26 protein-coding genes are annotated in these 22454 nt (G+C 66.8%); 2 read left to right on the plus strand and 24 right to left on the minus strand.

All coding sequences use genetic code 11. The features are described from left to right. Positions 1-319: 319 nt before the first annotated feature. Positions 320-1111 carry a phytanoyl-CoA dioxygenase family protein gene (locus V5F74_RS07040; protein ID WP_394007022.1) on the plus strand — a complete coding sequence of 264 codons (792 nt, stop codon included), beginning with the start codon at positions 320-322 and terminating at the stop codon, positions 1109-1111. A gap of 147 nt (positions 1112-1258) precedes the next feature. Here the strand turns inward: V5F74_RS07040 and V5F74_RS07045 are convergent, their stop codons facing one another. The 16 genes from V5F74_RS07045 to V5F74_RS07120 form a co-directional block, all read right to left on the minus strand. Beyond that, entirely contained in the window at positions 1259-1504 is a 246-nt protein-coding gene (locus V5F74_RS07045) for a hypothetical protein (protein ID WP_394007024.1), read from the minus strand. 51 nt (positions 1505-1555) lie between these two features. Next, a complete protein-coding gene (locus tag V5F74_RS07050) occupies positions 1556-1729 on the minus strand; it encodes a hypothetical protein (RefSeq protein WP_394007026.1) in 174 nt (57 codons plus the stop codon). A 183-nt stretch (positions 1730-1912) separates the two neighbouring features. After that, positions 1913-2143, minus strand: coding sequence for a hypothetical protein (locus V5F74_RS07055; RefSeq protein ID WP_394007028.1), 231 nt, complete (start codon positions 2141-2143; stop codon positions 1913-1915). A gap of 184 nt (positions 2144-2327) precedes the next feature. Continuing rightward, positions 2328-2711 carry a hypothetical protein gene (locus V5F74_RS07060; protein ID WP_394007030.1) on the minus strand — a complete coding sequence of 128 codons (384 nt, stop codon included), beginning with the start codon at positions 2709-2711 and terminating at the stop codon, positions 2328-2330. Continuing rightward, on the minus strand, positions 2708-3583 hold the full coding sequence (locus V5F74_RS07065; protein ID WP_394007032.1) for a lysozyme: 876 nt from the start codon (positions 3581-3583) through the stop codon (positions 2708-2710). Before V5F74_RS07065 ends, V5F74_RS07060 begins: the two co-directional genes overlap by 4 nt. Before the next feature lie 195 nt (positions 3584-3778). Next, positions 3779-4018 carry a hypothetical protein gene (locus V5F74_RS07070; RefSeq protein ID WP_394007034.1) on the minus strand — a complete coding sequence of 80 codons (240 nt, stop codon included), beginning with the start codon at positions 4016-4018 and terminating at the stop codon, positions 3779-3781. A gap of 16 nt (positions 4019-4034) precedes the next feature. Continuing rightward, the gene (locus V5F74_RS07075) at positions 4035-5495 is read right to left on the minus strand and encodes a hypothetical protein (protein WP_394007036.1); all 1461 of its coding nucleotides are present in this window, start codon (positions 5493-5495) and stop codon (positions 4035-4037) included. Next, complete coding sequence (locus V5F74_RS07080) at positions 5495-5809, minus strand: hypothetical protein (protein ID WP_394007038.1); 315 nt, start codon at positions 5807-5809, stop codon at positions 5495-5497. Before V5F74_RS07080 ends, V5F74_RS07075 begins: the two co-directional genes overlap by 1 nt. Positions 5810-5839: 30 nt before the next feature. Beyond that, positions 5840-6169: a hypothetical protein gene (locus tag V5F74_RS07085; RefSeq protein WP_394007039.1), complete on the minus strand. Its 330-nt coding sequence runs from the start codon at positions 6167-6169 to the stop codon at positions 5840-5842. A 5-nt stretch (positions 6170-6174) separates the two neighbouring features. Beyond that, the gene (locus V5F74_RS07090; protein ID WP_394007041.1) at positions 6175-7866 is read right to left on the minus strand and encodes a phage head spike fiber domain-containing protein; all 1692 of its coding nucleotides are present in this window, start codon (positions 7864-7866) and stop codon (positions 6175-6177) included. Between the two features lie 9 nt (positions 7867-7875). Beyond that, entirely contained in the window at positions 7876-9840 is a 1965-nt protein-coding gene (locus V5F74_RS07095; protein WP_394007043.1) for a hypothetical protein, read from the minus strand. After that, the gene (locus tag V5F74_RS07100; protein WP_394007045.1) at positions 9837-12398 is read right to left on the minus strand and encodes a phage tail protein; all 2562 of its coding nucleotides are present in this window, start codon (positions 12396-12398) and stop codon (positions 9837-9839) included. Before V5F74_RS07100 ends, V5F74_RS07095 begins: the two co-directional genes overlap by 4 nt. Positions 12399-12401: 3 nt before the next feature. Further along, positions 12402-12821 (minus strand): DUF6950 family protein, encoded by a 420-nt coding sequence (locus tag V5F74_RS07105; RefSeq protein ID WP_394007047.1) that lies wholly within the window; start codon positions 12819-12821, stop codon positions 12402-12404. Then, positions 12818-13411: a DUF2163 domain-containing protein gene (locus V5F74_RS07110; RefSeq protein ID WP_394007049.1), complete on the minus strand. Its 594-nt coding sequence runs from the start codon at positions 13409-13411 to the stop codon at positions 12818-12820. The genes V5F74_RS07105 and V5F74_RS07110 overlap by 4 nt, the downstream gene beginning before the upstream one ends. Next, positions 13411-14085, minus strand: coding sequence for a hypothetical protein (locus V5F74_RS07115; protein ID WP_394007051.1), 675 nt, complete (start codon positions 14083-14085; stop codon positions 13411-13413). Before V5F74_RS07115 ends, V5F74_RS07110 begins: the two co-directional genes overlap by 1 nt. Before the next feature lies 1 nt (position 14086). Then, positions 14087-16861: a phage tail length tape measure family protein gene (locus tag V5F74_RS07120; RefSeq protein WP_394007053.1), complete on the minus strand. Its 2775-nt coding sequence runs from the start codon at positions 16859-16861 to the stop codon at positions 14087-14089. A gap of 9 nt (positions 16862-16870) precedes the next feature. Here V5F74_RS07120 and V5F74_RS07125 point away from each other — a divergent pair, with 9 nt between their 5' ends. Next, the gene (locus V5F74_RS07125) at positions 16871-17527 is read left to right on the plus strand and encodes a superinfection immunity protein (protein ID WP_394007055.1); all 657 of its coding nucleotides are present in this window, start codon (positions 16871-16873) and stop codon (positions 17525-17527) included. Positions 17528-17529: 2 nt separating this feature from the next. On the opposite strand, the gene V5F74_RS07130 is transcribed toward V5F74_RS07125, so the two are convergent. The 8 genes from V5F74_RS07130 to V5F74_RS07165 form a co-directional block, all read right to left on the minus strand. Further along, positions 17530-17763, minus strand: coding sequence for a phage tail assembly chaperone (locus V5F74_RS07130; protein WP_394007057.1), 234 nt, complete (start codon positions 17761-17763; stop codon positions 17530-17532). A 98-nt stretch (positions 17764-17861) separates the two neighbouring features. Further along, entirely contained in the window at positions 17862-18272 is a 411-nt protein-coding gene (locus V5F74_RS07135) for a hypothetical protein (protein ID WP_250168602.1), read from the minus strand. Between the two features lie 86 nt (positions 18273-18358). Then, positions 18359-19825, minus strand: a complete 1467-nt coding sequence (locus V5F74_RS07140) for a phage tail tube protein (RefSeq protein WP_394007059.1) — start codon at positions 19823-19825, stop codon at positions 18359-18361. 67 nt (positions 19826-19892) lie between these two features. Next, complete coding sequence (locus V5F74_RS07145) at positions 19893-20318, minus strand: phage tail terminator-like protein (RefSeq protein ID WP_394007061.1); 426 nt, start codon at positions 20316-20318, stop codon at positions 19893-19895. A gap of 4 nt (positions 20319-20322) precedes the next feature. Beyond that, positions 20323-20994 carry a hypothetical protein gene (locus V5F74_RS07150; protein ID WP_394007062.1) on the minus strand — a complete coding sequence of 224 codons (672 nt, stop codon included), beginning with the start codon at positions 20992-20994 and terminating at the stop codon, positions 20323-20325. Then, entirely contained in the window at positions 20994-21326 is a 333-nt protein-coding gene (locus V5F74_RS07155; RefSeq protein ID WP_394007064.1) for a hypothetical protein, read from the minus strand. The genes V5F74_RS07150 and V5F74_RS07155 overlap by 1 nt, the downstream gene beginning before the upstream one ends. Positions 21327-21346: 20 nt before the next feature. Further along, positions 21347-21988, minus strand: coding sequence for a hypothetical protein (locus V5F74_RS07160; RefSeq protein WP_394007066.1), 642 nt, complete (start codon positions 21986-21988; stop codon positions 21347-21349). After that, the gene (locus V5F74_RS07165) at positions 21988-22434 is read right to left on the minus strand and encodes a hypothetical protein (protein ID WP_394007067.1); all 447 of its coding nucleotides are present in this window, start codon (positions 22432-22434) and stop codon (positions 21988-21990) included. Before V5F74_RS07165 ends, V5F74_RS07160 begins: the two co-directional genes overlap by 1 nt. Positions 22435-22454 lie beyond the last annotated feature (20 nt).

A 22454-nucleotide genomic window follows, 5' to 3' on the forward strand; every position in this document is an offset into this window, starting at 1 on the left:
AGCTGCTGGATCCCGCAAAGGTGGCCGTTCTCGTCCTGGGCATCGGTTCCTCGCCGCTCATGCCCTAAGGCAGATCAATCTAAACGTTTCGATAGTGGCGAGAGCCGGCCCCCACCAGCGCAATTAGATCCAGATCGGAACGATGTGCGCTGGGCGCCGACGCTTGAAGCGAAGGCTGGTGTCATGGTAGCCCTGCCCATCATGATGTTCGCTTCCACATTTTTCCCCCTGATCTGAGCACGCCGGTGCAGCGCGGCACAGTTGTGCCGATCAGATCGAGGCGCGTCGCGCAGGCGACCGCCGAGCGGAGATATGTGACATGCCCAATGATCATGCGGCCGGCCTGACTGCCAGTCAGGTGCGGACCTTTATCGACTATGGCTACGTGAAACTTGATCACGCCTTTGGCTGTGACCTTGCGCGGCGATGCAGGGACGAGTTGTGGGCCGATATCGGCCTGTCTCCGGATGAGCCAGAGACCTGGACGAAGCCGGTCATTCGGGTGCCTTTCAAGTCGTCGGCGCCCTTCGTCGAAGCCGCGAACACACCGCGCCTCCACGCGGCCTATGATCAGCTCGTCGGAGAAGGGCGCTGGTTGGCTCCCGCCGGCCTTGGCACCTTCCCGATAAGGTTTCCCTCGCCGGATGCCCCGGGCGATGATGGCTGGCACGTGGACGTGAGTTTCAGCTTGGAAAACCCTGACTTCATGGAATGGAGAGCAAACGTCAAAAGCAGCGGAAGAGCGCTGCTGATGCTCTTCCTCTTTTCTGATGTGAGCCCCAGCAATGCGCCGACAAGGATTCGTAGAGGCTCGCATCTCGCGATAGCCAGAGAGCTCCTGCCTTATGGCGAACGGGGAGCGACGCTTCGACAGCTTTCGGCGCATGGCTATCGTTCGACGGAGGAGTGTCCGGTCGATCTGGCCGTCGGGGCAGCAGGCACGGTCTATTTGTGCCACCCCTTCCTCGTCCATGCAGCACAACCTCACCGAGGTCAGCAGCCCCGTTTCATGGCGCAGCCTCCGCTATTGCCGCGCTCCGAATTCGACCCCTCGCTGCCGCCGTCGCCGGTCCAGCTTGCAATTCGACGGGCTTGCTGTCTCGCGGTGTAACTATGATCCGGGGCCAGCTTTTCGGCCCTGGATACTTCTCCGGCCGACCCACTGCACGACTTCGCGCTTCCCAAGGCGAGCGGCCAAGTTGGCCCCCCATGAATTGGCGACCGAAGCAGCCTCCCGCCGGCGCCCCGGCGGTCTCGGTTAGCCGCTGCGCGGCGGAAGCGGCGGAAGCCCAGGCGGAGGCCCATCGCGCCAGATCCGCGCCCAGCGCATCAGCGCCTCACACAGCGACATCCCGATTAGGCCGAGCACGAACCCCACCATTCCCTCCATGGAGGCGACAGGGATATCCGGCACCCCCAGATATCGGGCGGTCACAGCCGCCGCGGCGGGCGTGCCGTAGCCCGCCACGATGGTGCCGACGATGGCCGTCGTGATGTGGCGCATGATCGACCCTCCTGGATTGGTCAGGGATCACCCGAGGCTCTGGAATGCCGCCTAGCCGAGCTTCTGCTCTTGCCGGCGCCGCTCTTCGCTTTCCGCTATTCGGCCCTTATTCTCAAGGATCAGCATGTCCAGCAAGTAGACACTGGTCATCAGCCCCGCACGCAGCGCTATTTCTCGGAGTTCGACCGCCAAGCTGGCGATGTACCTCGATGCCTCGTTGTCCATGTGTGCCCCCCAAGGCCCTGAACTCGGGTTGCATCAGCATGCCTTGAACAGCTTTGGATTGTAAGTATTCTGCGGTCAGATACGCAAATAAAGCCCGCGGCCCCGAAGGACAGCGGGTCGCGAGAGCGTCCAGGGAGGTGTCGGCGACCGAAACGGCGCCCCAGCGCTTCAATTGACGACGGGCTATTTCACCGGCCAGCCGAAGATCGTGCCGAGTTTCACGAGGAAGCCTCCGGCCGCGCCGATCACCATTGCGATTCCGACCAAAAACCAACGTGCGCCGCGCGCCTGCTGGAGAAGGGCGTGCATGGAGTCGACTTTAGTGGACATGCTCGCCAGGGTTTTTTCCATGTGCTCCATCTGGGTCTCCAGGCGGATCACCCGGTCGCGCGTATCGGTGTCGACGTCGCCCATAGGCTACCCCTTCGCGAACTGAGCGCGCACCGCCTCGTACCAGTCGCGGCACGCGGCGAGATGGCCATTGGCCTGAAGGAAGGCCGCCCCCACCTTGGCGAGCGCCACCCGCGCGTCCGTCCCGCGCGGGATGGCCGGCGGTTCGACAGGCTTGCAAACGGCCGGGAGCGGCGGGAGGGCGCGCCTAAGGCCGGCCACCCCATCCTGGCAGCCGGTCAAGGACATCATCAGCAGAGCAGCCGGGACGGCCGGCAAGAGCTTCCAGCGCATCGGTCGCCTCCTTGAGCTTTCGCGCCTGTTGATCGAGCTGGGATTGAAGGGCGGAGGCGTGGGCGTCCGCTGCGCTGGCGGCCGCAGCATCGGCGTCCGAGACTGCCATCTGACCGCCCTCGCGCAACCACGCCTCGCGGGAGTCGCCGCCATAGTCCATCGCCACCCAGGCCGCGGCGGCGATGGCGTAGCCGAGGGCGATCTTCTCGCCGAGGTAGCGCCGGGCCGCGACGTAGGCGGCCACGGCACCGATGGCGTAGAGCCACCAGGGGATGATGGAGAGCACCCACTGGGTCATGCCGTGACCCCGGCAGCCGGAGCCGCCTCACCGCCGAGCCACGACGGCCACCACTTCGGGAGCCTTCCTGCAGCCTTGGCCCGCGAGTAGGCGGCATAGGCGAGGCCGCAGAGGACCACGAGGCCGGCAATGAACCCGAGCACCGTCCCCGCCTGGATCCGGTCGATGCCGCCCTGCGCCTGGTCGATCACCTCCAGCGCCTTGTCGGCGGTGAAGCCGCCAGCGGGGACCGAGGCCGCGGCGGTGCCCTGGATGACGCCTGAACTGGAAAGCGGCTGCTCCTCCACCGGGGTGTCAGGCACGACGGTGCCTGTGGGGACGCCCGCGCCGGCGGCGACCGGCTCCACGACCCGAGCCACGGCCTTCCGGGTGAACAGCGCGCCTTCGGCCTCGCGACGCCGCTCCAGGCCGCGGAGCGTCTTCCCCTTGGACTTCACCCACTGCATCAGCCCGGGGCGCACGGCGTCATAGTCGCCGCGGTTGAGGGCGCGCACGAAGGAGGCCTGCTTCTCGCCGGCGATGGCGCCGGTGTTGAAGTCGAAGGACACGAGCGCCGCGAACTGGTTGTCCGTCAGCGGCACCTTCACCGTGCGGGCCACACGGTCCTCGCATTCGTCGAGGTCCGCATCAAGGATCGTGCAGGCCTCCGGCTCGGTGATGCGCAGGCCCTTCCTTATCTTGAGGGGGTGCTGGGCATCATCCGTGTGGCCGTAGCCGATGGTCAGCGTTCCCGTGGGCTTGCTGCCGTCCCACTCCCGGTAGCCGTAGGGCGCCCCCTTCACCGGGCGCAGGTCGTCGTAAACGAAGGGGACGAAGCTCTCGTAGGACTTCACGAGCGCCAGCCCCGCCGCGTTGATATCGCGTCGTGCCATGAGTCACCTGTTGATGTGGTGGGAAATGAAAAAGCCGCCCGAAGGCGGCCGTGGTAAAAGGGTGTGTCTGCCCTTGCCCTGACACTAGGGTGGACACGAGCCGGGCGGTCTGCACGCCCGTAGGCCGCCCGGCTCACCCTCAAGGCATGAAAAGGCCGCCCGGAGGCGGCGTGGATGGTGGGGATGTGGGAAGCGTCAGGCCAGCGTGTAGCCGAGGGCGGCGAGGGCCGCGGCGGGTGAGGATTCTTGGCCGGGCGGCAGAAGAGGGGCCGGGTGCTCCCGGCCATCCTCGCTTACGCCGAGCACCAGCAATCCGACCTCAGGGCTAGCCTCGCGGATGACGACAGCCGAGAAGCAAAGCCCATCGCTGAACGGGGCCATAGGTTCGGAAAGGCCGTAGGTTCCGTCTTCGCGGATGGTGGCAGTCTTGCTCATGGTTTTGCGCCTCGCGTCAGGCCGCCAGCCGGGGCAGCATCGAGTTGAACCAGCGGTCCACCATCACGTCCCTCGTGTACATGGTGCCCTTGTCCACGGGGTGAGTAAGATCACCGCCCAAGTAGATCGTGCTGTTGTTGGACCATGTGATGCCGGCGTTGTTCGCCCCATGCGTGAACAGCGGCATGGGCGCAGCCATCAGGGACTCGAAGATTGCACCCTGAGCCGCGCAGGCGTCGGCGATCGCACCATCGACCGTCTGAAGCTGGCTGTAGGTGCCCGCGGCAATGGGCGGCACGCCAAACCAGAACATGGGTGCTGGCGTGTTGTCGTTCCAATATTTGAGGTAGTCAGTGGCCGCCGCGAAGATGGTGGCATAGCTCTGCCCCGCATCGTTGGACGATCCCATGGTGATGCCCAGGTCGGGCTTGGACGCGATGACCTGAGGCAGCCGCTCCCTGAACGTGTAATTGCCGCCATTGGTGGCAGTCAGGCCCGTGCCACCCTTGGCGAAGCGCCGCATGTTCGGGACACCGATGCGCCGCCCAAAGGACGCGGACAACACGTTCCCGGGCACCCACGGACCATAGGCGGACCCATCAAAATAGCTGTCGGACATGAGGGCCGCATAGAGATCGTCGACGATGGACCAGATATGGGCCCCGGCTGGGACGGCGAGGCCGTAAAGGGATGCCGTGTCCTTACCGGTCAGGATCTCCCATTTGCGGGGCTGGCGCTTCCCGAAATCGATGATGTTCCAGCCCCAGACGCCCACATTGTTGGTATCTGGCTGGACGCCGAGAGCCCCCATTGTGACGAGACGGTCATTCACCGCCACCACGATGCCTTGGCCCGATGAGGATACCTGAAAGGCATGCCCCGGCGCATCGGAGCCGAAGACGATGCTCCCCCCGCCAATGTTCAGCGAGCCATCGGACTTGGACGTATAATCGACGAGATTGACGCCGCCCGAAGCGACATGCTGCTGCGGGTCGCAGCCTCGGAACCCGAGCAGAGCCCGGTTGACCCAAGGCGGAGCCGATGTGTATCCGCCCGGGAGGGACGCGGAGCGCGTTTCCGTCACGGTCGGTGCGAACGCATCATCCACCATGCTCCATGGCGCGGTGAACACATGGGACCAGAGCACCGACTGGCTGGCCGTCCCGTCCCATGCATTGGTCACCCCGCCCGAACCGTCATGGGAGGGCTCGTTTGGGCCGCTTTTGTACCCTGCCGGGGTGCTCATCGCGACGTAGACACCGCCGGTGCTCGTGCGAACCACATTGCCCTGATAATAGCGGGTGTCGGTTTGCCAGGGCGGAGGGGCCTTGTAAGGCTGCTGGCCATGCAGGTTGTGACCGCGCAGGGCCGCCCGCACCAGGCGGGTCTTGAGGGCGGAACGGCTTTGCGCCCACGTGTCACCGATATTGCCGGGGTCGGTCGCCAGCCCCTGCGAAAGGATGCCCATCGCGCTCATCACGAAAGCCTCACGTTCGCGGTTCCGGAGAAGTTTGCGCCAGCGGTCCACCTCCAGCTGACCCCCGCCTCAATCTCCTCGGCCGGCGTGCAGCCGATGCGCTTGGCGAGATAGAGCTGCGTGTTGCCCACGACGATGGGCACCCACGTGGTGCCGCCATCCGGCGAGCGCTCGAGGTAGAGCGGGCCGGACCATGAAGAGCCAAGCAGCACCCAGGCCGAGAACGGCCACGCGAGGAGCCACGGCCGCGCCTCACTTGGCGTGAAAGGCGCAGTGCTTCCTGGCCCTGTCAGGGTTTCTTGGACAATGGCCATCGTTGATTTCCTTTCAGCCGCAGGTTTCGATCAGGCCGCGAACACGCCGGCCGGCGTCGCGGGCGTCACCACAGCCGCGCCGAAGTCGGGCGGCTCGGCGCCCCACCACAGGACATTGACGTGGTAGCCCGGCAGGGGCGCGGTGACGGGGGACGGGCCAAAAGGTGTGTCGATGGTCTCGCCCGTGGGCGCGCGGATCTCACCCATGAACACCAGATCGAAGCGCGTGCCGGCAGCGAAGCCGGTGGAGGGCCACGTCTCGCCGCCTTCGGGGTCGATGGCGGGGCCATAGCCGAGCCCGGCGGCAAGCGCCGCCAGCGCCGCGGCACGGTCGCCGAAGCGCAGATAGATCGTCTGCATGAGGATCAGTCCCAATCGCGGGCCTGCACCTGCACCGCCGCCGCGCTGCCGGCGATGGACCACACGTCGATCTCGTCGATGTACTGCGCAGTGCCGGGCGAAGGGCCGCCGGCACCGCCGAAATTGACCGAAGAGATCACGCCGGCGCCGCTGCCGGCCGCCGACACCGGGGCGGAGCCGTTGGCGGACATGCGCCAGCCCGCAGAGTCCCAGCAGCCGCAAATAGCGATCTTTCCAAGGGGGACAGGCGACACCGATATGCCGGAGGACGGGGCGCCGGGTGCGGTGAACCATGCCGATGTGGAGTCTGCTCGGTAGGCCATCATCCAGAGCGCATTGGCGTTGGCCGTCAGCATGAGGGTCCAAGTCTCTGTCGCGCCCGAGAGCATGCCGCGCCAGGCAATCGTCGTGGTGCCGGTGTTGAGCACGGCAACCGCCGCCGCCGTCCACGTCACCACGTCCGCCACGCGCGAGGCCGGCGAGCCCGATGTGGGAATGAGCGAGGTCGCGACCGGCCCCTTCTCGGTCTGCGGCTGCCAGACGTGATAGTCGCCCGCGCCCAGCACCAGCCGATAGTTGGAGGTGGTCGCCAGAGCCGTGCCGGTGATCGTCACCCGCTGCCACTGCGGCGTTATGGCGACAGTCTTGGACGCCACCACGGTGAAGGGCGGGCCGTCATCATTGACGGTCAGGGGCACATTCTGGTTGGCGCCCGTGGCGCTCTTGATCCAGATGGAATTCGTGTAGAGCGTCGATGCCGCGACGCCAGACGTAGGGATCGCCGTCCATTCCGTCGCCTGGATGCGCGCCGCCGTGGTGGTGCCGTCCGGCGCCACCGCCGCGTTGGCGGTGATGGTCGTGGTTCCCGGTTTGCTCCACGTGGTGGGGGTGCTGGAGTTCACCACCTGGTTGGTCGTGGAACCCTCATTCAGCAGGCGCCGGCGGCCCGTCGAATAGTCGATGGCGAGCACATTGGCCGCGACCGTCTCCAGCAACCCGCTCGCGCCAATGACGCGCTTGGTGCCGCCGGAGCGCGTGAACAGGTCGCTTGCCGCCACGCCCGAGCCGTTGAGCCGGTACTGGTCGCGCACGAAGTCCGCCACCAGCATGGGTGTGCGGCCGTTGAGGGCGAGCCGATCGCCCAGCGCCCACATGCTCCAACCGGCCGCCGTGCGCCGCCACATCATGTCGGTGTCGAGCGCCACCACCTGCATGCCCTGCGCGGGCGGGGTGAAGCGCCACGCGATGCCGCTCCAGATGGCGAGATAGCCCGCATAGCCGACCCACGCGCCCGTGGGCGACGTGCCCACCACATAGAGGTCGCTTTCCAGCGGCGAACCGGGGGGCGTGTCGAGGCCGACCGAAACCGCCGCATAGGTCGCCACGGCATCGTCGAGCACGCGCTGGCGCTCGATCAGCTCGCGCACCCGCTCGGCCACATAGGTGCCGGTGGCGCGGTCGGGCGAGTTGTAGACGATCATGTAGCCGGAGCCAGCCAGCGCCGTCGAAGGCCAGCCATAGGCGAGCGTCAGGTGGGAGTCGTCCGTCACCGAGAGGACGCGCACCGCCCGGCCGCCGGCCTCCAGCGTGTCGCCCGGCATGACCAAGGCGCTCCAGAGCGTGCCGACCCCGGTCACGGCGGTGCCGTTGGCGGACACCGAGATGGTGCCCGTCCCGTAATAGTTCGCGAAGTCCATGAGCGATCCTCAGGGCAGCGGCCCCCAGGCGGGCCGGCCCGTGGTGCAGACGCTGAAAAAGTCGAGATAGGCGTAGGGCGTCGTGGTGGAGCCCCATTGCGTGAGGCCGACATAGCCGGAGGCGGAGCCGGGACCGACGAAGGAGAGGTTCCAGAACGTCGGCTCCGCGCTCCCGCGCGGCCAGATCTTCAGCCGGCGCTGGTCGCCCTTGATGTTGAGCCGGAGCCAGTACCATGTGTCATAGGCCCACGCGAAGTCGGCGGCGCCGGCCGCCGCGTCATAGGTCGGCCCGAACCACAAGCGTTGGCCGGAGGCAACGCCACCTGATACGTCGCAGACGACCCCCGCCGCCTGGTGCGTGGACGAGGCCGAGCGGCGGAACATGATCTCCATCGGGAACACGATGGGGCCATTGACCATGCGGATGCCGGCCAGAATCTCGCAGTCCGTCACGGCGCTTCCCGGCGCATCGAACGTGATTTCGGCATAGGTGGACGCCGACGGCGTGCCGAAGCCGCCGGTGACGCGTATCGCCTTGCCGGTAAGCGCTGAGGCGACGGCGTTCGTCACCACCGCCATGCCCGTCGTCGCCTGATAGCGGCGGGTCCAGCCCGGCGGGGCGGAACCTACCGTCGCGCCGGAGAAGTCGTCATAGGTGCTCTCGGCCTGCAAGGCCGGCCCGCTGTAGAGGTCGCTGTCGTCCAGCAGCGTGGCCGAGTGGTCGACGATGGCGACGCGCAGGTTGGGCGTGGAATTGCTCGCCGCCCACGCCGCCCGGAGCTTCTTCTCCTGGTTGATGGTGGCGAACAGCTCGTAGTTGATGGCGCCAGACGACGGCAGGGAGCTGGGCGCCCCAAGCGCGAAGTTCTCCATGTCGATCCCGCCCGCCGCGCTCCACCAGCGGCCCAGCCGGTAGGCGCCGAAAAAGGCGATGGGCGGCCCCACCGGGTTGGTGGTGAGCGCCGTCTTGCTGATGACGGCGACGCCGGCGTTGTTCACCGCCTTGCGCTCGGCCACGTGCAGCACCGGGCGGGAGGCGCGGAACAGCAGCTGCGAGTCCGCCGCGAACTCCACGTTCACATTCCGCTGGCTGATTGCCAGCCCTGCCGACGCGTCCATGAGCACGCGCGGCGTGGAGACAGCATCCGGCCCATGCACATAGGCCGGGTCATAGGCCGGGATGATGTACTGCAACGCCTGCGCATTGGTGCTGGTGATCGTGATCTGGATCGTGCTGGCGTTGACCCACGTGACTGTTGGTCCGGCTGCAACGGATGGCGCCGAGCCCCGGTCCTCGCTCGCCATGATGATAACGGGCGGGAAATCCGGGTAACTGCCGCGCAGGTTGACCGTCATGGTCGCCGAAGCCGGACGCCACACCGCGCCAGCTTCGGCAATCTGGAATGGCGGGCGCTCGATGGTCAGCCGCAGGTCTCGGTCGGGACACGTATAGGCGTCGGCGCCGCGGCGCGGGACGAATAGTCCCGGCCCGCGGGTTGGATGAACTCCGGCGATGAGATTATAGCTCCCGCCGTTATCCGCCTCGCGGCTGTCTGCCTGCGTCAGCGGGTTGGCGAAGATGATGTAGGCGGTGTCGACGCCGCTGCTCGCTCCAACCGTGAAGGTGCAGTGGTCCACATAGGACGCGCTCGGCGTCTGCGTGTATGTGACCTGCCCCGAGCCGTTGATCTGGCGCGCCCATCCGATGCAGATCGGCTCCCACGGCAGGGTGGCAAAGGTCACGGTGCGGTAGCGCCGCGTGTAGGTGACGCCGCCGTCCGCCGTCCATGTCTCGACCGAGACTGTGCCGGTGAGCTGCCAGCTGGCGGCGAGGACGGAAAGGATCTCCGGCCACGAACTGTCGAAGACGATCTGCTCACCACCAAGGGTCAGGTCGCTGGCGTCGAAACCGGGACGCGACGCGCGGATGGCCAGCTTGCCGCCTGTCTCCGTCAGCACAAACCGGGGGCTCATGAGCTGATGACGATCCGGGCGTTGTCGAAATCGATGCGCAGGCGGTTGTCAGCCGAGCGCGCCACGCCAGCCGTGATCTCGCCGAGGTTGGCCACGATGGCCGAGAGGGTCGCGACGTTGAGCTTGCCGGCGGTGATGCTCTCGGGGGCAACCACGGCGCCGTTGAGCACGATGACCGGAGACAACGGGTCAGAGGTGTCGATGAGGAAGACCGGCGTGGGGTCGGCCCCGGTTCCTGTGACCAGAAAGCGGGTGGCGTCGATCCACACCTCGCTATAGTTGACGCCGCCCGGGCCGGACTTGGCGACGATCAGCAACCCACCCTCGGCGTTCTGCGCGGTTGCCTTCACGCGGAAGGCCGCCAGCGCGCCGGCGGGCGTCGCCTCTGCCACGAAGCTCACGTTCAGGGACGCGCCGATGTCTCCGATCTGCGCCTGCAAGGCGGTGATCTGCGCCACGATGGCGCTATCCGGCCCGACCGCCGCCGTGATCTGCTCGCTGAAGCTGGCGACGGCCGCGCCCAGCTGGATGGTGAGCGAGCGCGCCAGCTCGCGCTTGTTGAGGTCGCCGGCCGAATCCACGTCGGCGACGATGAGGGCCAGCTGCGCGACCGATGCCTGAAGCGAGGTGAGCGCCGTCTGCGTCAGCGTCACCACCAATTCACGGGTGGCGGCCGTCATCTGCGCCGGCGTGATGGAGTTGGGCACCACGCCACCGGCCAGCTGCTCGCCGGTGCTGACGGTGCTCCAGTCGGTCCATTCGGTGGCCCGCACCGGGACGGTGACGATGGTGGCGCGCAACTCATAGGAGGTGTTCGGCACCAGGCCGGCGCTGATGAGATATTCGCCGTTGCCGACCGAGGACGTGCTGATGGAAAGCGCATCCGTGGTGCCGGCGATGCGATATTCGATGAGGACCGCAGTGATGGTCGGGTCGGAAATCGGGCTCCAGAACACGCGGATGGCCGGTGTCTTGGCCCCGCCCGCGCCGGAGAGCGTGAGGGCGGAGAGGGAAAAGCCGGTCACACCCGTGGCAAGGCCGGAGGTGTCGCCCTCGATGCCGGGGGCACCGGCCGGCAGTTCGTCGCCCGCCGACCAGTCATAGGCCGAGGCCGCGATCTCCCGCAGGTTCACGGTGACCGTCTGGTCGGTGTTCTGCGTCAGCGACAGGATGATGTAGGTGCGGTCGCCATAGCGGGCCGAGTTCCAGCGCACCCAGTCGCCGGGCTCGAGCACGATGGCACGGAAGCCGAGGGTGATGGTGGCTGTCGCCTGCAGGCGCGCCAGCTTCAGGCGGATCTGCGCCAGCCGCTGCGCCATGCCGGGCGATGTGATGGTGGGCTCATCCTGCTGGATGCGCCGGATCTCGGTGTCCTCGGCCTCGGCCCCGGAATCGGTGCGGGCCGGATAGGACACCATCTGGTACTGGTCGTCCGGCGAGACATAGGAGCCGAAGACCCCGTTGATGAGGTCGGCCCGGCTCAGTTTCGCGGTGAACTTGACCGGCCGCCCCACCACCAGGTCGCCGTCGGTGATGGTGGGGTAGACGACGCTCTGCGGCGCGCCGGCGATGGGGCCATAGGCGCCGACGCGCTCGTAGAGGGAGCCGGCGCAGCTGTCGAGGAAGCGCTGGATGACCGAGCCGTATTCCTCGTTCGCGGAAACGACCGTGTTGCAGGCGAAGGCCGGCCCCATGACGCCGTCCGGGTCTGCCACCAGCGTGTCGCAGACGTTGGCCGCCGCCGTGTACATGTCGAGCCTGAGGTCGATGGGCGGCACGCCCATGCCGACGATCAGCTCGCCGCCGAGAGTGAGCCCGCGCTGGAAATTGTAGAGCTGCACGATGGAGTTGGCGGAGTATTCCCATGTGTGGGGGTCGCTCCAGCGATGCACGCCGCTTCCGCCGTTCGTCGAATCCTTGCGCCAGTCGTAGAGGCGGCGCCCGCGCACCCCGAACAGGAAGGTGGGCACCCCGCCGGTGTCGAAGGCAGTGTCGATGTAGAAGGCGCGCACCTTGGCATAGCAGATGCCGGCCAGACGGTCCGAACTGGTCCAGCGGTCGGATGGCTTGGCCCATTCGACGAGATCAGCGTCGACGGGCTGGTCCTCATAACCGTGGTAGAAATCCACATAGAGCACGGGCACGCCGCTCGAAGTGGCGAAGCCGGAGACGCGATAGGTCTTGGACCACGCGGTCGAGGCCGTGAGCGTGAGGGTGCGCTCCTTGCCGTTGACCCAGATACGGGTCAGGTCTTCATGGGGCCCCTCCCCCAGGGCGAACACCATCTGGAGGTAGTTGTTGTTCTCGTTTGCGGTGTTCCAGTAGATCAGCTGGCCCGCCGTGCCGGTCTCACCGAAGATGCAGCCGCGCGGCTGGTTCCCGCCCAGTTCGATATTGGTCTTGATGCCGGTATCGGTCGTCGCCGTGGCGCCCAACATCGAGCGGGACAGGTAGGACAGGCCGGCCGCGACGCCGAGATTGATGAGCGCGCTGGTGGCGGTTGCGACGAATCCGCTGAGGCCGATGGCCCCGACGATGGCGGCTCCGATGAAGGGCATGGGTCAGCCCACCGCGAAGGCACGCACGAGGCGCGCGCGGGGCAGGAGGGTGAGGCCGCCATCGGGAGCCATGCCGGCGATCTCGGCGCCGAGCACCACCACGCCCGCCTGTGCGCCCGCTTCCAGCACCATGCCCACGTCGCCGCGCCGCGCCTGGGCGGGCGGCACTTCCGGCAGCACGGCGGCGAGCGCGTCGCCAACACCGGAGAATCCATGGCGGGCCAGCCGGATGGCAGCGCCCCGTGCGGTGCAGTAGGGCCGAACATCGGGCCAGATGGCGAGGCCGGCAACCGCGCGGGCCACGTCCTGCGGCAGGCGGAAGCAATCGCGCACGCCCCAAATGAAACCGCCGCCCTGATAGGCGGCGATGAGGTCGGCGAGGCGCTGATCCCAGCCCGGCAGTCGCATGGTGTCGCGGCTCATTTCTTCACCGTCCCCGGGTACTTGCCCCAATAAATGACCTGCGAGCCGGCGATCGTGGCGTGCCGCATGCCGCCATCCGAGGCATTGATGCGCTTCTGGTCGGCATCCGAGCGGATGCGCCAGCCCTTTCGGGTGTTGTCGCGGGCGCGGCTTTCCGCGAGGCAGTTCAGAACCGAGGTGCCCCCTACGGTGTATTCATGGGGCATCTGGTCGACGTAACCGCGGAACACCCGCTCCACCGAAATGAGGGCGCGGGTGTCGGGGTCGATATATGCCCGGCTCAGGGTGACGGGGCGCTGGTGATAGGCCTCGGCCTCGATGGTTGCCAGCACGTCCGGATCGAGCCCCGCGTCGGGAATGGCGGAGAGCGTGAGGGTGATGGACGAGGCCGAGAGGTCGCCCACCAGGCCGATGGCATCGGCCGAGATCAGCCGGCCGGCGCCGACATAATTGACGCCCGAATAGGTCAACGTGCCCACCCCATCCCAGAAACCGTAGAGGCCCGAGGGGAAGTCGAATAGGAGTAAGCCGCGCGTGACGATGGCCCCGGCATCGAGCTTGGCGAGGGTGGCGGCGTTGAAGGACCGCATCAGACGTAATCCGCAGTGCTGGCGCCGGTGATGTCCTGCACCGCCTCGAAGGTGACGGACTGCGGCTGGAAGCCGGCCGGCGCCGAGAATGTGCCGGGCTTGAGCTTCATGACGCAGACGGGCTGCACGAGCTGCACCGTCGAGGAGATGCTCGGCAACGGGCTGAGGCGCACGGGCGGCGCCACGGTGAGGGTGACGCCGCCGCTGCCACTCGCCGTCGCGTCCTCCACCACCATGTGCAGGGCGGTGCCGCCGTTCCACGGGAAAGAGAGCATGTCGCCGGCCGAGGCCTTGTAGCCGTTTGGCAGGCCGGTCAGCTGCACGGTCTTGGCGGTGACGGCCGCGAGGGTGGCCGTGCCGTCATAGGCGCCGCCGCCGGCCCGGGTGAGGTTCAGCACGGAGGCGCCATAGGCGGTCGGATAGACCTTCTCCGGATCGTAGGCATAGAAGGGCTTTCCGAGGCGCAAAGTGAGCGCCCAGGCCTGCCACCGCTGCCGGTCGGCCATGGTCATCTCGAAGGTGGTGAAGGTGGCGGACCAGAGCGCCTCCCCCATCTCCATCACCTGGATGGCGCCGTTTTCCAGCGTGTTCTGGACGGAGAGGTCGCCCAGCTTGAAATCGACGGTGATGAAGCCCGCGCCGGCGGGAAAGGACCGGGGATAGCTGATGGTCATGTCACACCCCCGGCACGCGGCGCGAGCGGGCATCGCGGACAACATTCAGCACATCGGCGCGCTGCGTTTTCCACCATTGCTGCAACGTCACTATCAGCTCCTGCGGGGAGACCCCGCCGCCGCCCTGCCCGGCTGCGCCCATGTTGATGACCGGGGCGAAAACCGGGGCGATGGTGTCGCCGCCGCCCATGCGCGCGCCGAGCGCCCGCATCTGGGCCGGGGTGAAGATGCCTTCGTCCTTCTTGATGATGGCCCGCTCCTCACCGGCGAGAAGGCCGAACGGGTCGCGCCCGGTGTGGTAGCGCGGCGCACCGGAATAGAGGCCCGGATGATCGGCGCGAACGAAGGTCGCCTCCCCTGCCCCAAGCACACCGCCGCTATGAGCACCCGCCACATAGACCGCGCCCGTGGTGGTGCCGACCGTGCCGAGGGATCCGCCGCCGCCGAGCCCGCTGATGCCGAACAGCCCCGACATCAGGCTCGAAATGGCTTGGTTGCTCGCCATCTCGATGAGCTTGTCGAGCAGCTTGTTCATGGCGTTGGTGAGCGCGTCGGTCAGCGACTTGCCGTTTCGCAAGTCCTGGATGAAGCCGGAGAGGGCCGAGTCCGCTGTGGTCGACATGTCCGACAGCGTCGCGTTGAGCCGCAGCGCCGCCGAGTCGGCGGAATTGAGGTCCACGGCGACGCCGGACGAGCGCAACGTGGAGGCAATCGCTTGGTCCTGCGAGGAGCGGCCGAGCTGGGCGCGCTGGAAGGCGATCTCGTCCTGCAGCTTGAGTTCGGCGGTGAGCTGGGTGCTGCGGGCCAGCTCCTCGTTTTTCTTACGCAGGGCATCGGCTTCGGCCTCGCTGGCCTTCACGCCGGTCTGAATCTCTTCCTTGCGCAGATCCCAATAGGTCTGGAAATTGGCGCGCAGCAGCGCGGTCTCGCCCGCCGTCTTGCCGATAAGCTGGGCTTCCAGCCCCTGCTGGGCGATGGTCTCGTCCGCTGTATCGAGGCGCTGGCGGGCGGCCTGTGAAAGCTGGGCGTAGACCTCGGCGAGGGCCTTGATCTTGGTGTCTTCCGCCTGAGCCGCCGCAACGGCATTGGTGGCGCCGGCGGCCTTGGCGCGGAAGGCATCGAGGGCTGCCTGCGCTTCGATCTTGCCCGCTGTCGTGGTGGCACGGGTGACGGCCAGTTCCAGCTCGCGCTCGCGGCGCAGCTTCTCCTGCACCGAGATCAGCGTTGTGCCATTGGCGGAGAGCGCCGCGATCTCGTTCTTGACGCCCTCCAGCGCGTCTCGCTGTTCCTGCGTGCCTTTGGTGCCGCCGTCGGTCGCCTTGTTCAGCAGGGCCTGCTGCTCGCGCAGCTGCCGGAGCTGCTCAAAGCGCGGGTCACGGCCCTCGGCCACCTGCTGCGCGGCCATGGAGGCAGAGCGCGCATCGGCCGCCGCGACCTCGGCCGCGAGCCGCGCGCGCTCCTGATACTTCTTGTTCAGTTCCGCTTCGTCGCGGATAAGGTTCGCCGCCGCGACGCCCTGCGTCCGCCCCTTGGGGCCTGCGGCAGCAACGCGCTCCGCCGCAACCTGCTTTTCCAGCGCTGCGATCTGCTGGTCGAGGCTCGGGCCCTTGAAGGCCGACGAGACCGCCTTGCCCATGGCGTCATAGGCGCCGGTAGCGAAGTTCGCGACTTCCCGCCAAGCCCAGCCGAGCTTGGTCACGTTGGCCGTGGCGGCGGGCAGGTTCTTGTTCAGGGCATCGGTGAGCGCCTGCTGCGCCTTGGTCTTCTGCCCCGAATATTCGAGGTCCTGAATGTACTTTAGCGTCGCGACGTCGAGGAAATTGAGCTTCTGATTGAGATCGACGGCGCCCTTGGCCGGATCGCGGAAGGCCTGTGCCATCTCCTTCCCGGCGTCGGCGAGGTCGGCGCCGGTGAGGGTCGCATAGCGGTTGGTGACGTCGATGAGGCCGGTGAAGACCTCGGTGCCGATCTTGCCGGTGCTGGCGAAGCTCGCGGTCAGGTCGCGGGCGGACGACACCGAAATGCGGCTCGCAGAAGCCGAGACCGATACTATGGTCTCAAGCTGCGCGACCGTGGCATCGGTCGACCGCCCCAGCCCTTGCAGCGAATTGGTCAGCTGGCGCTCGCCCGCCGAATAGGACGAATAGGCCAGGGCGGCGGCGACCGCGATACCGGCCACGCCGGCGGTGACGAGGCGCGCCGGGGTGAGCAGGCCCAGAAGCCCGGTTCCGAGCTGCTTGATGCTGCCGACGACGCCCGCCTGCGAACCGGCGAGTACCTGATAGACCTGCCCGCCCTGCTGGGCCATGACCATGAAGGGCGAGGCGCCGGAGGCCAGCGAGGTGGCGACGTCGTTCAGCTGGTAGCCGAGGTTCGTCATCTCGTTGGCGGTGAGCTTCGTGCCCTTGGCCGCGCTCTGACTGAAATTGTCGTTGGCGGTCTGCGCAACGCCGTACTTCACCCGCAACATATCCAGCAGGCGTGCGTGGTCCTGCTGGCTGAGGTTGCCCTGAGCGAGATTGCGGTCGAGCGTCCGCTGGCCGGCGGCAAAGGCCTGCTGGGCCTTGTAGGCATCATCCACGGTCTTGCGTAGGCGATCGAGCGCGACGGAGGCGTCCACTTGGCGCCTGATCGCCTTGTCGGTCGCGGTCGCCATGACCTCGCCCGAGGCCGCCACACGCTGCTGGGCATCGGCCACCTTGTTCAGATCGGACTCCGCGCGGGCGAGGCTTTCGGTCTTCGCTTCGATGCGGAGTTCGTTGATTTCGGTGGTCATGCGGACCTCATGAAAAAGGCCGCCCGGAATGGGGCGGCCTTTGGGGGCGGAAGCTCAAAAAGTGGTCACATCGCCGCGACAGTGCTATCGGAAGGACGGAGCCAAATTGGGGGGCATTTCGTGGGACAAAACCCTGATCGGATCGGCGGGTTTATCTTGCTCTTTGTCTTGTTCGCACTCGGAGCAATTATCTATTTTATTCCATCATTTGTGGCCAGAAACAGAAATCATGCTCAGAAATCAGCAATATTCTGGCTAAATTTCTTTACTGGATGGTCTTTTATTGGGTGGGTTGCCGCTCTTATTTGGGCGCTTACAAACCCAACCGTTGTATCAACCGAGCCCACTGGCACACGAGAAAAATATATCTCGGACACGCCCCGATCACGAATTTCGCAGAATGAAAAAATATGCCCGCGTTGCGCTGAAAGCGTCAAAGCCGCAGCATTAGTATGTAGATATTGCGGACATGAGTTTGCAGCAGAAGCACCAAAATCGAAATCTATACTCGAAACAAACGTATATCGTGGAGTTCCATATACGCAATATGATGACTATTCGGTTACGGCAATAGTCAATTCAGAAATTCGAGCGTGGGGTAATGCCCTCGAGTTCCGCGCTGCCATCGACGCGATGATTGAGCGCGGCCAGATTGATCGGTCCTGACATCACCCCGCTTGCTTCGCCGCCCATTCTACAAACGCCACGTCCATCGCGCGGATCAGGAACATGAACCGCTCAAAATCGTCGCGCGCATCAATGCCGAAGCGAGTGGCGTAGCGGTCGATGGCGGTGAAGGGGATGCGGCCGACCGCCATCCCAACCGGGCGGTCGCCGGACAGGTCGTGGAAGGCCCGCCATGTAAAAGCAAGGTCGGGCCTGGGCTCGACCTTGTTCCGCATGAACGGCAGCGTGGAGATATCCCGCCCTGCCGCCCGGTGCGCGGCGCAGATGGCTTCAGCCCTGCCGCCCCAGTCCAGCCGCCAGACCAGGGCGGCGGTCAGTTTCCCGCGGCGGCCTCGAGCTCGGCGAGGCCCTTTTCCGCCACCTGGTCGGAGGCCCAGCTCACAGCCTCGCGCAGTAGGATGCCAAGATCGGGATCGGCGAGGAACTCCGCCACCTTCTCCGGCGTGCAGGGCACGCGCGCGCCGGCATCGGTGATGTTCCAGTCCTGCAGGATGGTCTCGGTGATGAGCCGGTCGTTGATGGCGGTGAGCTTTTCCGGCGGGAGAGGTCCCGCAACTTCGGTGACTGCGGCGGCCACCAGCGTCTCACGCAGCTTGCGCAGGTCGGGATTGCTGGTGCCGCGCACGCGCAGGGCAACACCGCGAAAGCCGGCAACGGGGATGTCCTTCACCCAGGCGCCGGTGCGTATGCGGGCGCCGGCTTCCTTGATCTTGGCGAGGTCCATGGTCTGTCCTTGTGGGGCTGGGAGGAGTGCGCGCCGGAGGCCCGGCGTGGTGATGTGGCAAGGGGTGAGAAATCGGGGCCGGGCGATCAGCTCGGCAGGTACCAAAACCGGCCGATGCTGATGGTGTAGCCGAGCGTCGGGTGGCGGGAGGCCTGGAAGGTCGCCTTGATGGACACGTCCTGGTTCTTGCCGCCGACCTCGGGCGAGCCGCCGGAGAGCTTGATGCGCGGCAGATCGAAGACGTAGGTGGAGCGGTTGCCGTCCGCCCGGCCGACACGGAAATCGACGCTGGTGGCGGTGTTGTTGATGACGGCCTGATAGATGGACGGGTCGCCGAAATAGGTGTCCAGCGTGCCGGTGACCGAGAATTCACCGTTGCGGGTGCCCACAGCGCCGACGGAGCCGATGGCGGGCTGGCGACCGAGGTTGTTGTTGATGTCGATCTCGGCCGAGATGATGTAGTTCGGCCCGGTGACCTCTGTGCCGCCAAAGCCGATGCGGCCAACGTTGGACGAGGTGTTGAGGACGTCCGTGGCAGGCGCAGCGATGTCGGTGGCGCCCGAGACGCGGGCCGAAAGCACCTGCCCTGCCTTGCCCATATAGGTCATGGAATAGGTGGCGATGGCCTGGGTGGCCAGCGACAGCTTCATCTGGTCGGCGGTCTGGCCGGTCAGGTACTCGTAGGTGACGGGGGAATGGTCCAGATACTGGCGCTCGAAGGTGTTGGAGCGCTTGGTGGAGCCGTTGACGAGGAAATCGCCGGTGTAGACCTCGACCGTCTTGCCGGTGCCCGTGTCCGTCGTCCAGCCGGTCGGCACCACGTCGAAGGTGAGCGCGTGGGCCACCACGGCGGAGATGCGGCACCAGCCGTTGCAGGCCGCCGTCGCGAACTGGCTGCCGGCGGAGGCGCCGCCGAGGCGCACCCACTCGCCCACGGACAGGCCGAGGGTGGTGAAATCCAGCGCGGTCGAGGTGAGGCCGGACGCGGCGGCGACCAGATCGCCGGAGGCGCCGGCGAAACCCACCACCCGCACGCTGGCGCCGACCGGGATCGGCCCGCTCTCGGCGGTGAAGGTGGAGGCGGGGAAGACGATGGTAGTGCTGGTGGAGGACGCCACCCGGGCCACCTTGTTGTTGCCGGAGGTGGGGAAGCCCGACAGCAGCCCGAGCATGCCCGCCACGAAGGCCGCGCCGCCGGCGGAGACGGTGAGCGTGGTGGTGGTGAGGTCGCTGATCTCGGTGTCCGACGTCACGACGGTGATGGCCGGGTTGCTGGACCAGGTGCCCTGCACCACCTCCTCGAAGTCGTCGTCGGGCACGTTGAAGGCCAGTTCGCCGCCGATGTCGCCGCCGGCTTCCTGGGACACGAGGATGAGGTCGCGCACCTGACGGTCGCTGCGGATCTCGTTGGAGACCACGGTCTTCGGGTTGGCGGCGAGCGAAGAGGAGGTCTGGCGCCGGGTGGTGAAGGCCGGCGAGGTGGGGATCACGCCGAAGGTGGTCTCGCGCACCTTGGACAGCGTGACGCGGTTCGTCGTCTGGAGTTCAGCCATGGAAGGGCTCCGGAATGGATCGTCAGGGGTGCGTAAGGGGGAATGCGCGGCGCACGGCGGCGCCGGATCAGCCGAAGAGGTCGAACTTGTAGGGAACGGCGCAGGACAGGGCCCAATAGCCCCCGTCCTCGTTGCGATCGTCGAGGGTGGCGGGCGAGGCCGCATAGGTGGTGACGCCGCCGAACTGCTTGCCGCGGAAGGCGGCGCGGAGCTCGTCGAGCCAGCCTGAATACTCCTCGACCCCAGCGCCGCGCGGGATCTGGAGCACGAAGCGGATCACGCCCTCTTCGCGGAACACGTTGTGGCCGGGCGCGCCGACGGTGATCTGCTCCTCATCGGCCAGCGGGTACTGCACGGCGAGGAAGGGGCTCTTGTCCGCGGGCACCTGTATGCCGTCCGCCGCGTCCGCCGCATTGGGGTAGCGCACAAGCGTGCGGCTCCAGACGGCGTCGAGCCGGGCGTTGACGGCGGCCATGACGGCGAAGGAGGCCACAGGATCACCTCGTGATGACGATGGCGGGCTGGCGGTTCAGCCAGGCGCGGCGCTGGGCGCCGGGGCGGTTGCGGGAGGGCTGCGACGACTTCATGCCGGTGCGTGAGGCCCAGGCGTCGATGTCGCCGAACAATGGGGAGCGGAAGCCGAAACGGATGCGGGCGACATTGCCGAAACGCTTCGATGCCAGCGCCGCCACGGCCTCATAGACGCCGTCCGGCGCCTGCCGGGACAGCCCGCGCTCGATCTTGCGGGCGTAGGGCTGGGTGTTCACGAACACATATTCCGACGCATCGGGGATGGGCCCTTCCGGGTCCACTGCGGTGCCGTCGGCGATGAGCACGTGCGAGCGTTGGTAACGTCCGCTGCGCACCGGCGAGTGGGCCTGCAGCGTCTTGTCGATCCAGGCGAGCAGGTCGGTGACGAGCTCGAAGCGGAAGACGATGACGCCATTGTCCGGGTTGACGCTCTCCAGCGGCGCGCCCTCGCGGCCATCGACGAAGGTGGTGTGTTCCGGCACGCCGCCCGTGGCCTGCCGGTTCGTTTCCTGCGCCTCCGCCAGCGCCGTGCGGGCATAGTCCGCGATGCGGCGGGAGCGTTCCTTCGGGTCGAGCGTCGGACACAGGCGCAGCATCACGTCGCGATTGATGGGCGTGACGCGGGTGCGGATGGCCATCAGCCGCGCACCACCATGTCGATGCGCACGACCACGCCGTTCAGCACCTGCGGCGGCGCCGAGATGATGTCGCGCTCGCGGCCGGCGATGACGATGGCGTCGCCATTGCGGGGCCAGCCCTGCGGGCCGGGCCAGCCGGCGGCGACGATCTGCGTGGGCGAAAGGACGACGCGGGTGTCGCCCTGCTCGATGCCGCCCACGAGCTCTTCCACCCGATAATCCTGCGCACGGACGCGCACCGCCACGTCGATGGGCGTGCGGGCGCTGCCGCTGCCGGTCCAACGTCGGAGGATGGCGTCCTGACCGCGAGCGTCCAGGGCGCGGTCGAGCATCGAGATTGCCTGCGCGGGCGTCATGCTAGTGGCCAGCAGCGGAAATTCTGCAACAGGGCCTCGACCGCCCTGCCCTGCGCGCCCGTGACCTCGACAATGCCTCCGTAGGTCGTGGAGCCGACGCCATCGACCGTCTCAGATCGCACGATCAGATCGCGCCCACCGAGTGCGCATGCTGCACCGGCATGCAGCACCAGGGCGAACACGATGTCGTCGGGAACGCTTGCCGGATCGGGGAAACCCGTTGCGGCCGTGACGGTGATCCGCGAATCGCGTCTGACCCCAGGCCATTGCTGGCAATAGGCAAGCCCGATTGACGCGCTGAGGCCGTCCGGGTGCAATTCGTAGCACCCTGTCGGCAGCGTATTGGCGAGGCCTTCTGCCGTCACATAGCCGATGCCGACGACGGATCGGACCGGTGCGACAGGCACCCGCTCCATATCTTGGAAGCTAGTGCACTGCACCTCCACGGTCCGAGGCAGGATGTGGATCGAGCAATACCGTTCGGCGAAGGAGAGCGCGGAAGAGAGCGCTGCCGCCAGATCGTCATCGCGGGAAAGGTCGATCCCGGACAGCCCGATCTGCCTGCGAAGTCGCTTGGCCCAAGCATCGAATGCGGCTTGAGTATCCGGCGCCACGGTCACCTTATCAGGGAACCACATCAGCCCGTCGCCTTCGCCCGGGCCGCTTCAATCTCAGCGTTCAGGCGAGCGACACCCCAGCGCTTGTCCACGTCGATCTCGAACGTCTCGGCTTCGGATTGCAGGGCCGCCTTAACGTCGCCTTCGCCAGCCTCGCCATACGCAGCGGAGGGCGCCTCACTGACGCCGGCGAGCGGCTCTATGGCCGCGGCATTGGGCGAGGGCTTGCCCTCGCCGGGAGGCGGGTCTGCAGCGGGCGTGGCGGCAGTAGCCGCAGGCTCGCCTCCTCCGCTCCTCACCTCGCCCACGGGCGCCTGCACGGCAGTCTCGGCACTACTCGCGATAACGACGGCGTAATCGGCCAGCACCAGCCGGGTCGCCTCCTCATCGCCGAAGCGCTCCGTCACCTCGCCCGGGGCCAGAGCGAATCCGACGCCCGCCATACTCACCAGCATCCTGACCTTCATGGGATCACCTACTAGGAATG

The sequence above is a fragment of the Xanthobacter aminoxidans genome (assembly GCF_043193615.1).
In the GTDB taxonomy this organism is placed as follows: Bacteria; Pseudomonadota; Alphaproteobacteria; order Rhizobiales; family Xanthobacteraceae; genus Xanthobacter; species Xanthobacter aminoxidans.

Excerpts from the sequence above, each read along its gene's own strand:
- V5F74_RS07120 (WP_394007053.1), bottom strand. The coding sequence starts at position 16,861 with ATGACCACCGAAATCAACGAACTCCGCATCGAAGCGAAGACCGAAAGC.
- V5F74_RS07095 (WP_394007043.1), bottom strand. The coding sequence starts at position 9,840 with ATGAGCCCCCGGTTTGTGCTGACGGAGACAGGCGGCAAGCTGGCCATC.
- V5F74_RS07105 (WP_394007047.1), bottom strand. The coding sequence starts at position 12,821 with ATGAGCCGCGACACCATGCGACTGCCGGGCTGGGATCAGCGCCTCGCC.
- V5F74_RS07070 (WP_394007034.1), bottom strand. The coding sequence starts at position 4,018 with ATGAGCAAGACTGCCACCATCCGCGAAGACGGAACCTACGGCCTTTCC.
- V5F74_RS07080 (WP_394007038.1), bottom strand. The coding sequence starts at position 5,809 with ATGGCCATTGTCCAAGAAACCCTGACAGGGCCAGGAAGCACTGCGCCT.
- V5F74_RS07050 (WP_394007026.1), bottom strand. The coding sequence starts at position 1,729 with ATGGACAACGAGGCATCGAGGTACATCGCCAGCTTGGCGGTCGAACTC.
- V5F74_RS07065 (WP_394007032.1), bottom strand. The coding sequence starts at position 3,583 with ATGGCACGACGCGATATCAACGCGGCGGGGCTGGCGCTCGTGAAGTCC.
- V5F74_RS07115 (WP_394007051.1), bottom strand. The coding sequence starts at position 14,085 with ATGACCATCAGCTATCCCCGGTCCTTTCCCGCCGGCGCGGGCTTCATC.
- V5F74_RS07085 (WP_394007039.1), bottom strand. The coding sequence starts at position 6,169 with ATGCAGACGATCTATCTGCGCTTCGGCGACCGTGCCGCGGCGCTGGCG.
- V5F74_RS07100 (WP_394007045.1), bottom strand. The coding sequence starts at position 12,398 with ATGCCCTTCATCGGAGCCGCCATCGTCGGGGCCATCGGCCTCAGCGGA.
- V5F74_RS07110 (WP_394007049.1), bottom strand. The coding sequence starts at position 13,411 with ATGCGGTCCTTCAACGCCGCCACCCTCGCCAAGCTCGATGCCGGGGCC.
- V5F74_RS07165 (WP_394007067.1), bottom strand. The coding sequence starts at position 22,434 with ATGAAGGTCAGGATGCTGGTGAGTATGGCGGGCGTCGGATTCGCTCTG.
- V5F74_RS07060 (WP_394007030.1), bottom strand. The coding sequence starts at position 2,711 with ATGACCCAGTGGGTGCTCTCCATCATCCCCTGGTGGCTCTACGCCATC.
- V5F74_RS07160 (WP_394007066.1), bottom strand. The coding sequence starts at position 21,988 with ATGTGGTTCCCTGATAAGGTGACCGTGGCGCCGGATACTCAAGCCGCA.
- V5F74_RS07125 (WP_394007055.1), top strand. The coding sequence starts at position 16,871 with ATGAAAAAGGCCGCCCGGAATGGGGCGGCCTTTGGGGGCGGAAGCTCA.
- V5F74_RS07040 (WP_394007022.1), top strand. The coding sequence starts at position 320 with ATGCCCAATGATCATGCGGCCGGCCTGACTGCCAGTCAGGTGCGGACC.
- V5F74_RS07135 (WP_250168602.1), bottom strand. The coding sequence starts at position 18,272 with ATGGACCTCGCCAAGATCAAGGAAGCCGGCGCCCGCATACGCACCGGC.
- V5F74_RS07045 (WP_394007024.1), bottom strand. The coding sequence starts at position 1,504 with ATGCGCCACATCACGACGGCCATCGTCGGCACCATCGTGGCGGGCTAC.
- V5F74_RS07130 (WP_394007057.1), bottom strand. The coding sequence starts at position 17,763 with ATGCGGAACAAGGTCGAGCCCAGGCCCGACCTTGCTTTTACATGGCGG.
- V5F74_RS07155 (WP_394007064.1), bottom strand. The coding sequence starts at position 21,326 with ATGCTCGACCGCGCCCTGGACGCTCGCGGTCAGGACGCCATCCTCCGA.
- V5F74_RS07075 (WP_394007036.1), bottom strand. The coding sequence starts at position 5,495 with ATGAGCGCGATGGGCATCCTTTCGCAGGGGCTGGCGACCGACCCCGGC.
- V5F74_RS07090 (WP_394007041.1), bottom strand. The coding sequence starts at position 7,866 with ATGGACTTCGCGAACTATTACGGGACGGGCACCATCTCGGTGTCCGCC.
- V5F74_RS07150 (WP_394007062.1), bottom strand. The coding sequence starts at position 20,994 with ATGGCCATCCGCACCCGCGTCACGCCCATCAATCGCGACGTGATGCTG.
- V5F74_RS07055 (WP_394007028.1), bottom strand. The coding sequence starts at position 2,143 with ATGGGCGACGTCGACACCGATACGCGCGACCGGGTGATCCGCCTGGAG.
- V5F74_RS07140 (WP_394007059.1), bottom strand. The coding sequence starts at position 19,825 with ATGGCTGAACTCCAGACGACGAACCGCGTCACGCTGTCCAAGGTGCGC.